At 66.9% G+C, this 13,836-nt stretch carries 9 protein-coding genes; 2 read left to right on the plus strand and 7 right to left on the minus strand.

Translation table 11 applies throughout. The features are described 5' to 3' along the window. Positions 1 to 85: 85 nt before the first annotated feature. Positions 86 to 1,552, plus strand: a complete 1,467-nt coding sequence (locus I6A81_RS41950) for a class I adenylate-forming enzyme family protein (RefSeq protein ID WP_203006694.1) — start codon at positions 86 to 88, stop codon at positions 1,550 to 1,552. A 224-nt stretch (positions 1,553 to 1,776) separates the two neighbouring features. On the opposite strand, the gene I6A81_RS41955 is transcribed toward I6A81_RS41950, so the two are convergent. From I6A81_RS41955 to I6A81_RS41985, 7 genes are all read right to left on the minus strand, one after another. Beyond that, complete coding sequence (locus I6A81_RS41955; protein WP_203006693.1) at positions 1,777 to 3,030, minus strand: amidohydrolase family protein; 1,254 nt, start codon at positions 3,028 to 3,030, stop codon at positions 1,777 to 1,779. A gap of 208 nt (positions 3,031 to 3,238) precedes the next feature. Continuing rightward, complete coding sequence (locus I6A81_RS41960; protein ID WP_203006692.1) at positions 3,239 to 4,282, minus strand: ABC transporter ATP-binding protein; 1,044 nt, start codon at positions 4,280 to 4,282, stop codon at positions 3,239 to 3,241. A gap of 1 nt (position 4,283) precedes the next feature. After that, positions 4,284 to 5,399, minus strand: a complete 1,116-nt coding sequence (locus tag I6A81_RS41965; RefSeq protein WP_203006691.1) for an ABC transporter ATP-binding protein — start codon at positions 5,397 to 5,399, stop codon at positions 4,284 to 4,286. A 122-nt stretch (positions 5,400 to 5,521) separates the two neighbouring features. Next, the gene (locus tag I6A81_RS41970; RefSeq protein WP_203006690.1) at positions 5,522 to 7,072 is read right to left on the minus strand and encodes an ABC transporter substrate-binding protein; all 1,551 of its coding nucleotides are present in this window, start codon (positions 7,070 to 7,072) and stop codon (positions 5,522 to 5,524) included. 127 nt (positions 7,073 to 7,199) lie between these two features. Continuing rightward, positions 7,200 to 8,735 (minus strand): ABC transporter substrate-binding protein, encoded by a 1,536-nt coding sequence (locus I6A81_RS41975; protein WP_203006689.1) that lies wholly within the window; start codon positions 8,733 to 8,735, stop codon positions 7,200 to 7,202. A 234-nt stretch (positions 8,736 to 8,969) separates the two neighbouring features. Beyond that, a complete protein-coding gene (locus tag I6A81_RS41980) occupies positions 8,970 to 9,866 on the minus strand; it encodes an ABC transporter permease (RefSeq protein ID WP_203006688.1) in 897 nt (298 codons plus the stop codon). Then, a complete protein-coding gene (locus tag I6A81_RS41985; RefSeq protein ID WP_203006687.1) occupies positions 9,863 to 10,825 on the minus strand; it encodes an ABC transporter permease in 963 nt (320 codons plus the stop codon). The genes I6A81_RS41980 and I6A81_RS41985 overlap by 4 nt, the downstream gene beginning before the upstream one ends. A 1,989-nt stretch (positions 10,826 to 12,814) precedes the next feature. Here I6A81_RS41985 and I6A81_RS41990 point away from each other — a divergent pair. Further along, positions 12,815 to 13,687, plus strand: a complete 873-nt coding sequence (locus tag I6A81_RS41990; RefSeq protein WP_203006686.1) for an SDR family NAD(P)-dependent oxidoreductase — start codon at positions 12,815 to 12,817, stop codon at positions 13,685 to 13,687. The last annotated feature ends 149 nt before the right edge of the window (positions 13,688 to 13,836 follow it).

Raw genomic sequence — 13,836 nt, forward strand, 5'->3', positions numbered from 1 at the left:
GTGTCGGTGATCTCATGCCGACCAACCATGGATCATGAAGACTATCCGGTGCCATTGATCCACGAGATACGCCCTAGGAGGCACGATGACAGAAGTTGAGGTCAGTCTCGCCCGCCGGATCCGCGAGTTGGCCGCCGCGCGTCCGGACGAGGCCATCTACCGGCACATCGGCCTGGACGGGTCCGCGCCCACGTACACATGGGGCTGGCTGGACCGGCGGTCGAGCCAGCTCGCCGGCGCATTAGCCGTCCGGGGACTCGCCCGGGGCGACTTTCTCGGCCTTGGCCTGCGCAACTCACCGCAGCTCGTGCTGAGCGTGTTCGCCGCCTGGAAACTCGGCGCCGTTCCCGTGCCGGTGCGCTGGGACCTCCCCGACTGGGAGCTGGGACGGATACGAGAGGTGATCCAACCCCGGGTATATCTCGGCGCCGACGACGTCGGATGGGTCGACACCACGGCCAGCCTCGGCATTCCGGACCTGGCCGACACGGTCTCCCCCCACCGACACGGCATCTGCAGCAGTGGCTCGACCGGCACGCCCAAGGTGATCCTCGCTGGCACCGCCTCCACCTACAACCCGCACTACGGGTCGCCCCTGATGGAGAACTGGCGGCCGGTCCCCAGGCCGCAGCACATCATGGTGCCGGCGCCGATGTACCACGTCACCGCGTTCTCGATGCTGTACGTCATGATCGCCGGAGACCGACTCACGGTCCTGGAGAAGTTCGACGCCGCCCGCGCCGTTGACGTCATCGAGCGCTATCGCGTCTCCCACTTCATCGCGACACCCACAATGCTCCAGCGGATGGCCGACCTTTCGGGCATCGAGTCGCGGGACCTGTCCAGCCTCGACTGGATCAACCAGGGCGCGGCGCCCATGCCGCCATCCCTCGTGCACCGGTGGGCCAAGCTGATCGGCGCGGAGCGGATCCTCATGTCCTACGGCATGAGTGAGGGCCTGGGCCTCACCGCGCTCACCGGCGACGAGTGGATGGCGCACCAGGGCAGCGTCGGCCGGCCGCTGCGAGGTACCCAGGTCCGGGTGCTCGACGCCGCTGGCGAGGACCTGTCACCTGGTGAGATCGGGGAGATCTATCTGCGCTCGGGGGCGCTGCCCAGTTCAGGCGCTCGCTATCTCGGCGCCGTACCGCCGCCGCGAGCGACCGCGGACGGTTTCAAGACCGTCGGCGACCTGGGATACCTCGACGAGGACGGCTACCTGCACCTGGTCGACCGCCGCGTCGACATGATCATATCGGGTGGAGCCAACGTCTTCCCCGCCGAGGTGGAGTCAGCGCTCATCGACCATCCGAAGGTGGCCGACGTGGTGGTCATCGGACTGCGTGACCCCGAGTGGGGCCGGCGGGTGCACGCTCTCATCGAGCCCGTGGACCAGGCCGATCCGCCGACGCTGACGGACATCCGCGCCTTCGCGAAACACCGGCTCGCCGCCTACAAGGTGCCGAAGAGCGTCGAGATCGTCGACGCGATCCCCCGCAGCGAGGCCACCAAGGTCAACCGCGGCAGGCTCGTCGAGGCCCGCGGCGGCTGAACGACCCCGGCGGCCCCGGGTCCGCCCGCCTGCCCCACGACGACGAACGGGCACGGCACCCGGACGGCCATGGGTTCCTGAAGATCTCCATGGCCGTCCCGGGTGCCGTGCCCGTTCTCACGCCTGTTCCCAGCGCACGCCGTTCCGGCTCGGCGAGCGCCGCGGCGGCCCAGTGGCGCGGGCCGCCGTGGCGGACGCCTCGGACGGCGGCACGGGGCCGCCCGTCACACCGTCGCCGGCTCCGGCAACGCGACCCGGTAGAGTTCGGCGGCGTTGTCCTGGAGGATGCGCCGCCGGTACTCGGGCTTCACGTCCTGGAACACCGACGCGAAGTGCTCCCGGTGCGGATAGAGGCAGGTGGGGTGCGGGTAGTCGGTCTCCACGAGGATGTTTCCCGGCCCGATCGCCTCAAGATTCTTCAGCGCCTCGCGCTCGAACCAGAACGTGGTGTAGAAGTGGTCACGGAAGTATTCCTTCGGACGCCGGCGCAGCGCCTTTCCCTCGTTGGGCATCATCTCGTCGAGCTGGTACTCCATCGCCTCGAGGAAGTACGGGACCCAGCCGATACCGCTTTCCACGGACACGAGCTTCAGCCCTGGGTACTTGTCGAGGATTCCGCTGTAGATGAAGCACATGATGGTGCGCGCGCTTCCCATCGCGAACAAGGGCGCGGTGATCGCCATCCAGGCCTCGGGCCCGAAACTGTCCCATGGCATCTTCATGATCGGGCTCGCGTCGAGGTTGCCACCGACGTGGAAGTTGACCGGCGTCCCCGTCGAGGCGCAGAAGTCCCAGAATCCCGCCCAGTAGGACGTGGTGAAGTTGGGCAGGCCGATCTGCTCCGGCTTGTCCGAGATCACCAGTCCGTGCAGCCCGAGGTCCTCGACGGCCCGGCGGGCCTCCCGCTCCAGCGCCTCCTGGTCCCAGAAGGGCAGGATGGCCTGCGGAAGCAGCCGGCCTCCCGACTCCTGCTGCCACTCCGCGATGGCGTCGTTGTAGATCTGAACCAGGGCCAGCCGCAGGTCCGCGTCCCGCACGTCGTTCATGAACTTCATCGTGGCGAGGCCGGCGGCGTTCGGGTAGACGATCTGGGCCCACAGACCGAGCTCGTCCAGCAGTTTCACCCGCGCCTTCGCGTCGTAGGCGGCGGCGTGCACGTCGTCGAACGTCGGCCTGCTTGGGTCCTTGAAGTTGGCCAGCACGTCGGCGTCCACCACGTCCTGGCTCTCGGGAGCCTCGATGCCGCGGTGCTTGACGCCGTACTGGTCGATGATGCACGTGCCGAGATGCCCAAAACTTTCGCCGTTCTCGATGAACCAGTGGTCGCGGCCGTTGACCCGCTTGACGTACGGCAGGCGTCCTTTGAGGCTGGCCGGGGCGCGTGACGTCCAGAGATCCGGCGGCTCCGTCCAGTGCGCATCACCATCGATAATGTGATATGAGCTGAGCACATCCTGACCACTAGCCTCGGATGCCATCAGTTTTCTCCTTTCAGTCACCAAATTACTCTAACCGCGACACATCGAAACAACAAGCCCGACGGGAAGCGCGAAGGAAACCGAACTATTACCAGTGAATAGTTCGGGTAATCGCCGGTTGGGAATGACCATGCCAGCCGGCGGCGCTGACGTGGTGCGCGGCCGCCGGCGCGGGCCCGGGGTCGCCAGCGCCGTCCGGACGCGGTCGTCACGCGGGCGTGCGTTCGGGCGTCGGCGCCGCGGCCGGCACGGCGCTAGTGGGAAGCGGGTGGTGACAGGCGACGTGGTGGTCGACGCCGAGCTCCCGCATCACGGGCTCCTCCTCCGCGCAGAGCTGGGTGGCCCGCGGGCATCGGGTCCGGAATCGGCATCCGCTCGGTGGGTCGGCCGGTGAGGGCAGCTCACCGGCCGTGAGGTCGGCGTCCGGGAGCGGACGGCTGGGGTCCGGCTCCGGGATCGACCGCAGCAGCAGGTCGGTGTAGGGATGGGCTGGCCGCTGGTACAGCTTCTCGGGCGCCCCGACCTCGCACAGCTTCCCGAGATACATGACGGCCACCCGGTCGCTGATGTTCTTCACGACGGCGAGGTCGTGCGCGATGAAAAGCAGTGACAGGCCGTATCTGGCCTTCATGTCCTCCAGCAGGTTGAGCACCTGTGCCTGCACGGAGACGTCGAGGGCGGACACCGGCTCGTCGCAGATGAGCAGCCCGGGCCGCAGCACCAGGCACCGGGCGATCGAGATGCGCTGACACTGCCCGCCGGAGAACTGGTGCGGCCGGCGGGTGAGGGTCGCGCTCGGGTCAAGCCCCACGACCTCGAGGGTGTCGGCCACCAGCCGCTCACGCTCGGCGGGAGTCCCGTGCTTCCAGACCCGCAGGGGATCGGCGAGGATCTCCCCGATCTGCTGTCGTGGGTTCAGGGAGGACAGCGGGTCCTGGAAGACCATCTGGATGTCCCGCCGGTAGGCACGCAGCCGACGCCCGGACAGCGCGGTCAGCTCCACGCCGTCGTAGTGGACCGACCCGGCGTTGGGACGCGGCAGTTGCAGGATCGCCCGGCCGATGGTCGACTTCCCGCATCCGGACTCGCCGACCAGACCGAGTGTCTCGCCACGGCCGATGTCCAGGCTGACGTCACTGACGGCCCGTACCCGCTGACGGGAGCCGCGCATCGGGTACTCCACGACCACCCGTTCGGCGCGCAGCAGGACGTCGTCGCCGTCACGAAGATGGCTGGTGCCACTGCCGGCCATGTCAGCCGTCCTCCTTGGTCGCGCCGATCCGGTCCGCGGCCGCGTGGACCGCGGCTGGCTCGCGCTGCCCCGGGTCGGCTGGCGCGCGGCCGGTCAGGGGGAACCAGCAGCGATAGAGGTGCCCGTGCTCGTCGGCCTTGGCCAGCGGCGGGGTCTCGGCCTGGCATTTGTCCCGCGCATAGGCGCAGCGCGGCGCGAACCGGCAGCCGCCGGACGGGACCGCCAGGTCCGGTGGCCTTCCGGGAATCACCGCGAGCCGCGTGTGCGGCGGGTCGGCCAGCCGGGGTGTCGAGGCGAACAGCGCCCTCGTGTAGGGCATATACATCCGGTCGAAGAGCACGGCCGTCGGAGCCGTCTCGACGATCTGCCCGGCGTACATGACAGCTACCTGGTCCGTACACGTTGCCACGACACCGAGGTCGTGGGTGACCAGGACCATGGCCATCCGCATCTCACGCTGGATCCGCCGGAGCAGGTTGAGAATCTGCGCCTGGACCGTGACGTCGAGCGCCGTGGTCGGCTCGTCCGCGAACAGCATGCGCGGCCGCGCGGCAAGCGCGGCCGCGATGAGCACCCGCTGGCGCATGCCGCCGGAGAGCTGGTGGGGATACTCGACCAGCCGGCGTTCGGGATCGGGAATGCCGACCATTCTCAGAAGGCCCAGCGCCTCGTCGCGCGCCTGTCGCCGCGACCGACCAAGGTGCTGGCGCAACGGCTCGGTGATCTGGGCGCCGACCCGACGCACCGGATTGAGCGAGGTCATCGGGTCCTGCGCGATCATGCCTAGCTCGACGCCCCAGAACGCACCTAGCCGCGCGCGGTCCAGATCGAGCAGTTCGTGACCCTCGTACCGAACGCTGCCCGACCGCTGGATGCCTCCGGCGGGAAGGAGACCCGTGATGGACCGGATCAGCATGCTCTTGCCAGACCCGGACTCACCGACCACCCCGAGCGTCTGGCCACCGTCCACCTTCAGCGACACTCCGTCCACGGCAAAGATGGGGCCACGCCGGGACGGAATGACGGTTCGCAGGTCCTCCACTCGAAGCAGGCCCGGTGCCTCCGCCGGCGCGGCCCCGGCGCCGCCAGGCTTGACGCTGGCGCGGATTCTGTTCACGGCCGTCCTCTCTCCGAACCGTTCGGACACGGGTTCTGACACGTCGGCGGCTACGGCCTCCAGCCGTCTGCGCCGCGATCGCCCGGTGGGCGGGCACCGGCACCCGCCCACCGGGCACGGGGCTACTCGATCAGGCCGAACCCGTCGAACAGCGGTGAGCTCGGGCCGTACAGACGCAGGCCGGCGACGGTGTCGGCCTGGATCGTGATCGCCTGCAGTCGGTGGGTCCAGACCGCAGGAACGTTCGCGATCACGGCCTTCTGGAAGGAGAGGTAGCCCGCGCGGCGGGACTCCTGGTCGGACGCGGTGCGTCCGGCGTCAAGTCCCTCGTCGATCGCCGGGTCCTTCACCGAGCCATAGTTGTTGGACCCGGTGGACTGCAGGCCCGCGTACAGGGCTGGTTCCGGGTCGACCGAGGCGTAGCCCGCGTTCATCATCTGGAAGTCGTGGTTCTGCTGCGCGCGCACCAGTGTCGCGGAGTCAGCGACCAGGACCTCCACCTTGACGTTGCCGTAGGTGCTCAGCTGGGTCTGGATGGCCTTGGCATAGGTCGAGGTAACCGTGTTCGTGCTGGCGCTGATCGTGAAGCTGACCGGCTTTCCTTCCGCGGCCAACTCGTCGAACAGCGCTTTCGCCTGCTCTGGCTGGTTCGACGGAATGGTGAGGCTAGCGTCATAGAACGGCGAGCTGTTCGAGAACAGCGTCTTCGGCACCTCGGCCGCTCCTTCGAAAACCTGTTGGTCGATCTCATCCAGGTTGAGGGCCAGGGCGACAGCGCGTCGGACGCGGACGTCGTCGAACGGGGCCTTGGCCTGGTTGAACAGGAACACCACGCCGCCCTGCATTCCATAGGCCGACTGGACGTTGAGGCCCTCGGCCTGGGCTCGCTGGGCCAACTGGCCGACGCCGTCGTACGTCGCCTGTGCCTGGCCGGTGACGATCGAGTCGAGTGCCTGGTCCCGGTCGGGGTTCGGACGCAGGATCAGGGTGTCCAGTTTGGGCAGGCCCGTCTGCCAGTAGTTCGGGTTACGCACCAGCACGGTCTGCGCGTTCGGCGTCCTGCTCTTGAGGATGAAGGGACCAGCCCCTACTGGATGCTGCGCGAAGGCATCCGCGCCCTGCGCGCGAACCGCCGTCGGCGAGACGATCCAGACCGTCGCGCCTTCCTGCACCGAGTACTTGAACTGCCAGTTCGGTGCCTTGAGCGTCACCGTCAGCGTCAACGGGTCAACGATCGTGATCGTGTCCATCTGGCGCACCGCGTCCGAGGCGACGGCTCCCTTGACGTCACCGTTGCGCAACCGCTCCCAGCTGAACCGCACCGCTTCGGCGTCCAGGGCAGTCCCGTCGCTGAACTTCACGCCGTCGCGCAGCTTCAGGGTCCACGTCCGGCCGTCCGTGGTCGCGAAGGACGCCGCGATCCGCGGCTGGATGTCCCCGCTCGTCGGATCCACGGTGAACAACGCGTCAAAGATGGCGTTCATCAGCGGGCCGCCCGCTGATCCTTGGTTGATCTGGGAGGCTGGCTCCAGGTTGCGGGCCTCGCTCACCATCAGGTAGGTCGCCTCACCACCGGTGCGAACGGCGGCCTCCGGACGCGCGCTCGGCGGTGTCTCGGGAGCATCGCCCGATGATCCGCCGCAGGCGGGTAAAAGGCAGGTCAGCGCCGCCACAGCCAGCGCGCCTAATCGACTTCGAACTCGCACTGCCGTCTTCTTTCTTTCCAGGAGGTTGCCAGCGTCCGACGACGTCCGGCGGCGGATCGCGGGCACTGGCCCGTGCCCGCCGCCGGGAGGCTGGCTATTCGACCAGGCCGAAGTTCTCGAACAGGGGCGAGCTCGGGCCGTAAAAATGCAGGCCGGTCACGTTCGTCGCCAGGATCCCGACCGGGTGGTAGCGCCAGGCCCAGATAGCCGGGACATTCGCGATCACGGCCTTCTGGAAGGCGAGGTAGCCCGCACGGCGGGTGGCCTCGTCGGACGACGCGCGCCCGGCGTCAAGCCCTCGGTCGATCGCCGAGTCCTTGATCGAACCGTAGTTGTTCGACCCGGTGGAGTGCAGGGCGGCGTACAGCGCCGGTTCGGGATCGACCGACTGTGCTCCCGAGCTGGCCAGCTGGAACGTGTGGTTGCGCAGCCCAGCGGAGTGCGTCGGGACGTCCGTCTGCGCGACCTCCACTGTGACGTTGTCATAAGTGCTCAGCTGGGTCTGGATCGCCTTGGCGTAGGACGCCGAAGCCGAGCCCGACGTGGTGTTGATCGTGAAACTGACCGGCCTGCCTTCCGCAGCCAGCTCGTCGAACAGGGCCTGCGCCTGCTCCGGTTGGTTCACGGGAAGTGTCAAACTCGCGTCGTAGAAGGGAGAATCCGGGGAGAACAGCGTCTTGGGAATCTCTGCTCCGCCCTCGAAGACCTGCTGGTTGATCTCGTCGAGATCGAGGGCCAAAACCACAGCCTGACGGGCCCGGACATCGTCGAACGGCGCCTTGGCCTGGTTGAACAGGAACGTCACGCCGCCCTGCATCCCGTAGTCCTGTGGCGCGCTGAGCCCAGCGTCCTTGCCTTGCGTCGCCAGCTGTCCGACGCCGTCATACATCGCCTGAGCCCCGCCAGACAGTACTGTGTCCAGTGCCTGCTGACCGTCGGGATTGGGACGCAGGATCAGGGTGTCCAGCTTGGGAAGACCTGTCTGCCAGTAGTTCGGGTTCCGCGCCAGAACTGTGTCGGAGTTCGGCGTTCTGCTCTTCAGCGTGAATGGACCGGCTCCGACGGGGTGCTGCGCAAAGTCGTCGTTGCCCTGTGTGCGCACGGCCGTTGGTGAGACAATCCAGATGGTAGAGCTGTCCTGGACGGCGTGCTGAAACTGCCAGTTTGGTGCTTTCAGGGTCACGGTGAGCGTCAATGGGTCAACGACTGTGATCGTGTCCATCTGGCGCACCGCGTCCGACGCGACGGCCTGCACCTCACCGTTGCGCAACCGCTCCCAGCTAAACCGCACGGCCTCCGCATCCAGCGCCGTCCCGTCGCTGAACTTCACGCCGTCGCGGAGCTTCAACGTCCACGTCCGGCCGTCGGTCGTCGTGAACGACGTCGCGATCCGCGGCCGAACGTTGCCTGTCTTCGGCTCCACCGTGAACAACGCGTCGAAGATCGCGTTCATGTAGGGCCCGCTGGAGGTCACGCTGCCCTGGGCCGCGGGTTCCAGATTCCGGACGTCGCCCGAAGGAATGTAGGTCGCCGCGCCACCCAGGCGAACGGTGGCCGCGCTTGGCGCCGTCCCGGGGGCCTCGTCGGACGATCCACCGCAGGCTGGCAGTACCCCGGCCAGCGCGGCCAAAGCTAGCGCGCCTAATCGTAAGCGGACCCGAACACGCATTCTCTTTCTCCCCATCTATTCCTGCCTCGTCGTCGGATGCCGACGCACGAACGGTAGTGCCGAATCTGCGGGTCTTTCGACGCGGACGCCGGCGCCATTCGGTCACCAGGCTCGCCGCTATCGGTGTAAATTTTCTCTCCTCCTCCGGCCCGGCGTCTGGCGTGATGGCCGCCCAGCGGGTAGAGGAGGGGGCTACTAGCCTGTTCGCGACCGGATTTCCAGGCGGTCCCGGACCTTTTCGCCCAGCGTGTTGAGCGCCAGCACCGTGAGGAAAACCACGGCGGCGGGGACGAGTACCTCGTGAGGCGCTATGCGCAGCGACGCGCGCCCGTCTGCGATCATCGTCCCCCAGCTGGCGGCCGGCGGTGGGATTCCTAACCCCAGAAACCCGAGCGACCCCTCGGCGACGATCAGGCCAGCGATGACGGTGGGAACGAAGGTGATGACGGTGAGCAGCGAGTTCGGCAGAATCTGCCGAAACGCGATGCGCAGTCCGCTTGCTCCATAGGAGCGCGCCGCGAGCACGAACGGGCGCTCTGCCCAACTCAGGGCCGCGCCGCGCTCGAGTCGGGCGAACGCGGGCACCGTGAGCAAGGTCAGGCCGAAGGTGAGTGTCCACGTACTGGGACGCAGGATCGTGGCGATCGCGATCAGCAGGATGATCGGCGGCAGCGCGAGCAGCGTATCGATCAGGAAGGACACGGCCCGGTCGGCCCAGCCCTTCACGAAGCCCGCGAGCAGACCGAGCAGGCAGCCGAGCACCGCGCCGAACGCACAGGCACAGAGGGTGACCAGAAGGTCCGTCCGCGCACCGAAGATGACTCGGGACAGCACACTGCGCCCGTAGGTGTCGGTTCCCAGTATCTGGTCTGGCGCGAGGCTGTGGAAGGGAACCTGCCGTGCCCGGCCAACCGGCTTGGCCGGATCGGCCAGGGGAAGGACATCGGCGGCCACGGCGCATCCGACCAGCAGGAGGACCCAGGCGCTCGCGATCCACAGTCCGTACGGACGGCGAGCACGAAGGGTGTAGGTGCGTGGTTTTCCAGCGCTTGCGCCAGCAGGCCGCGTCGTGGGGAGGACATCGGTGCTCATGACGCCGCCCTGATCCGGATACGGGGATCGACCAGGACGTAGGCGACGTCGACCGCGAGGTTGATGACGACATAACCGACCGCGACGAGAGCGACGATGCCTGACACAGTGACCAGGTCCCGGTTGCTGATGGAGGTCGTCAGCAGCATGCCCAGGCCCGGGGTTCGAAACAGCGCCTCGACGACCACGGTGCCACCGAGCATGCGGCCAACGGTCAGACCCGTGATGGTCAGCAGCGGAAGAGACGCCGGTCGCAGGGCGTGCCGCAGCAGCAGCCGACTCTCTGACACTCCTCGGCCGCGGGCCGAGTCGATGAAGTCTTCGTTCATCGTGGCGACGAGGTCCGCTCGCAGCAGCCGCTGGAGGATCCCGAACTCGAGCAGGCCCACGCAGAGCGCGGGCAGCAGGGCGTAGCGCAGGTTGTCGCCCAGGCCTTCCGAGATCGGCGACCAGCCTGTCACCGGAAGCCACCCCGCGCGGACCGCGACGAGGTAGGCCAGGACGGGGCCCGCGACAAAGGCTGGTACCGCCAGCGCGATCGAGCTCATGGCGGTGCCGACCCGGTCAGCGAGACCGCCTGGGTTCCGGGCCGCAAGCACCCCGGTCACCAGCGTCAGCAGCAGTCCGAATGACAGGCCAAGCACCATCAGTTCGACGGTGACGGGGAGGGCGTCGACGATCTGGCCAAGCACGGACTGCCCGGTCACCGGCGAAGTTCCAAGGTCGCCTTGGAGCAGGTTGACCAGCCATCGGCCGTAGCGCTCCAGAAACGGCTGGTCGAACCCCATTTCATGATCGAGGCGCGCAACCTCCTCGGGTGTCGCCGCCTCGCCCAGGATCACGCTCGCGACCGAGCCCGGCGCCAGCTCGAGCAACCATTGCGTCAGCACAGTGACGGCGACGACCACCAGCGCCGCTCGGGCAGCCTTGCCGGCGAGTGAACGCGCTAATGCGGCCATTCCACGACCTTCCGCGTTACCTTTCCAGGACAGAGACGAACTGACACGGGCGCGACCCGGCCGGAGGTCACATCAGCCTGGACTACCAGAATTCTTTGATCCGCCGCTTGCCCCGACGTCCCGGAACACGCGTGGCTTCCATCATCAGAAAAGGCAATCATTCGACCCGCGAACAGCAGAGGAGAGTCAACCGGCGCGCGATTCGACAGGTGAACTCGACGACCGACGTAGGTTTGTGCGCGTCACCCATGGGATCCCAGCGGGCCTGACCCAGGCCGCCGCGCATCGCCCATGGCGAGACCCCTTCACGAATCTCCGACAGCATTGGATTCGCCGCCGTCTCTCGATCGCGTCGACGGAACTGGCCGACGGGGAGATCTTCTAGCGAGACCTCCAGCCCAACGACGCGCTCGCGCGGCGGTCGTCAGGGAGACGACCCCTCGGGACACAAGAAAGCCCTATCAGCTCATCGGCTTCGGCCGCAGCCCGCGGCCACTCCTCCTAGGAGGAACGGCCTTGAAAGAGAGCCCTAGGCCGAAGTCGGATCAGATGGCCGCGCTGGCATGTTCGCCCGAGCTCTGGGGGGTCAGATTACCTCAGTCATAGCTGCCCTCGGGGCGCGCCCGGCCAGGCGGCCGACCACGATGCACGAGTGGGCCTATGAAAATCATGCGCCCTGACCCCTTCACGAGAAGCACCAGCCATCGGGTGGCTCGGATCAGAGTAGGCGTATCCAGCATTGGATGCAAGATATGATCCCAGATAGGATCCAGTAAAGCTGTATACCAGTCAGATCTCACCGTGAAAGCGGGTTGGTTCGGCCCGTCAGCAATACCATCGTGGTCGTCCCGCGACGCTGGGCGACACTAGAGAATCGTCGCCACGGCACTCCGGAGTCGCGCGACGCAAACAGGTCTCGCGTCATCTCAGTCAGGAAAATTGCGCCACGGATGCCGTTTCCGTCGCGTCCGTCCACGTTCGGCCGTGCATCCTGCGCAGCTGAACAGCAGTTCTCGGAGCACGCCGACCTGTCTCTCGTTCAGTTGAATTACGCGAGGGAATTTTGCCCAGCCGCATCCCGCCGAGCGTTCAGTTGCTCATTTTGTTCAGCTGAGCCGGCGGCCCCAACCTCACGAGCGGTCGACCTGGCCGGCGGACACGCAACCGGCGGCCGGGGAAGTCCTCCGAGACGGTACGACCTCCGTGATCTTCTGGCCGAGGATGTCCGGTGGGCATGATGTGGTCTCCGAAGCGGTGTCAGGACGCCACGGGACTGGCCGCGGCACTCCCGCGGCCCGCCGTCGGTCTTGTCCGCGCCCAGGCGCGGCGCGCGTTGATTCGGCTGCCGCACCTGACGGCCCAGCCGCATGATGCGTACTGGTCAAGCCTTCCGCCGGCCGCCGGCTGGTCCTGGCCGCCCCACCATGCGAGGTTGGCTCGCCTGGCGATCCAGGCCGTACCCGCCGGCGCCTGGGTCGAGATCGACGCCATCGGCGGGCCGGATGATCTTCGAATCGCCCAGCGCGACGTCGAGGCGTTCCCGAGAGCCGCGGACTCGGCCCGGGAACCGCGCTCATGGACTACAGGCCCACGCCGACGGCGCTCGCCTCGGCCTGTGGACCCTGGAATTCCGGCGCAAGGTCGAAGGAACGCGGCACCGGTGTCGTCGTCCACGGGCAAGGCAAGGAACCCTTCGCCTGACCGAACGGGTCACCGCGGGAGATCTACGTCCAGGGCGGCCGGCTGGGAACCTTCGGCTCAGCGGCGCGAGAAGCATGCCGCCGTCATTGACCGGCATCGCCTGATTAGTACAAACACTGAACACCTGAATGCTGGTAGATCCGTCATCGCGGGGCCTTCTCTGGTGACCCGCCGCGTCGGTGTCGGCCTTGGCCGTTAGGCGCGATAGTGCCGTTCTTGACACGTCGTCACCCAGAATGGGATCGTGACGGCCGGGCAGGCAGCGCTTCGACAACATGAGGAGTACGAATGCTTCGATTCGACGGGAAAGTCGCCATAGTCACCGGCGGCGGCCGAGGAATCGGTCGGGCATATGCGTTGTTACTGGCGGAGCGCGGTGCCGCGGTCGTCGTGAACGACATTGGATCCAATCTCGACGGCCATGAGAGTGACGCCGGGCCGGCGAACGACGTCGTGGCCGAGATTACTGCACTGGGAGGACGGGCGGCCGCCAGCATCGAGGACGTCCACTCGGGGCCGGAAGCAATCATCGCGACCGCGATTGACACGTTTGGCCACTTGGACATCGTCGTCAACAACGCGGGAATCAATGGTCGCCTTCCGTTCACGAAAAGCGATCTTGACTATTTTCAACTGCACATGGCGATACACTTCTACGGCACCCTAGGACTGGTTCAGGCGGCTTGGCCCCACCTGATCGAATCCGGAAAAGGGCGGATTGTCAACACCATCTCGGGTACCGTGATCGGCATTGCCAATCGCACCGCCTATAGCGCAGCCAAAGGGGCCATCTGGGGGTTCACCAACTGCTTGGCCGTCGACGGGGAGCCATTTGGAGTAAAGGCGAACTGCATCGGGCCGGCCGCCGGAACGCGCATGTCGCTGGCCCCCGACCAGGACATTCCGTCAGTTCTAGCCAATTACGGAGAGCAGATGCCCCCTGAACTGGTGGCCCCGGTGGTGGCCTACCTGGCTCACGAGGACTGCGAGCTCACCGGGATGACACTATCGGCTGGCGGAGGAAAGGTCTCACGGTTGGCGGCGGGACATACCGCCGGTTTCACGGACACCTCCCTGACACCGGAGATGGTCCGCGACCGACTGGCCGAGGTGCTCGATCCGAACACGTTCCAGGTACAAGAGCGAGTGGTTGTGGCCTGAAGCACCCGGGACGGGAAGCAAAGCCGACCGTCCGTATGGCGACGCGATGGGAACCTGCCGGACGAAAGCCCCCTGAGAGCCTGTCCTGAATCTTGATCTTGTGGGCCGAATGTGGCCTGTTCCTGATCTTCGCGGTGTGGTGGCGTGAA

The sequence above is a fragment of the Frankia nepalensis genome (genome assembly GCF_016786325.1).
Lineage (GTDB): Bacteria > Actinomycetota > Actinomycetes > Frankiales > Frankiaceae > Pseudofrankia > Pseudofrankia nepalensis.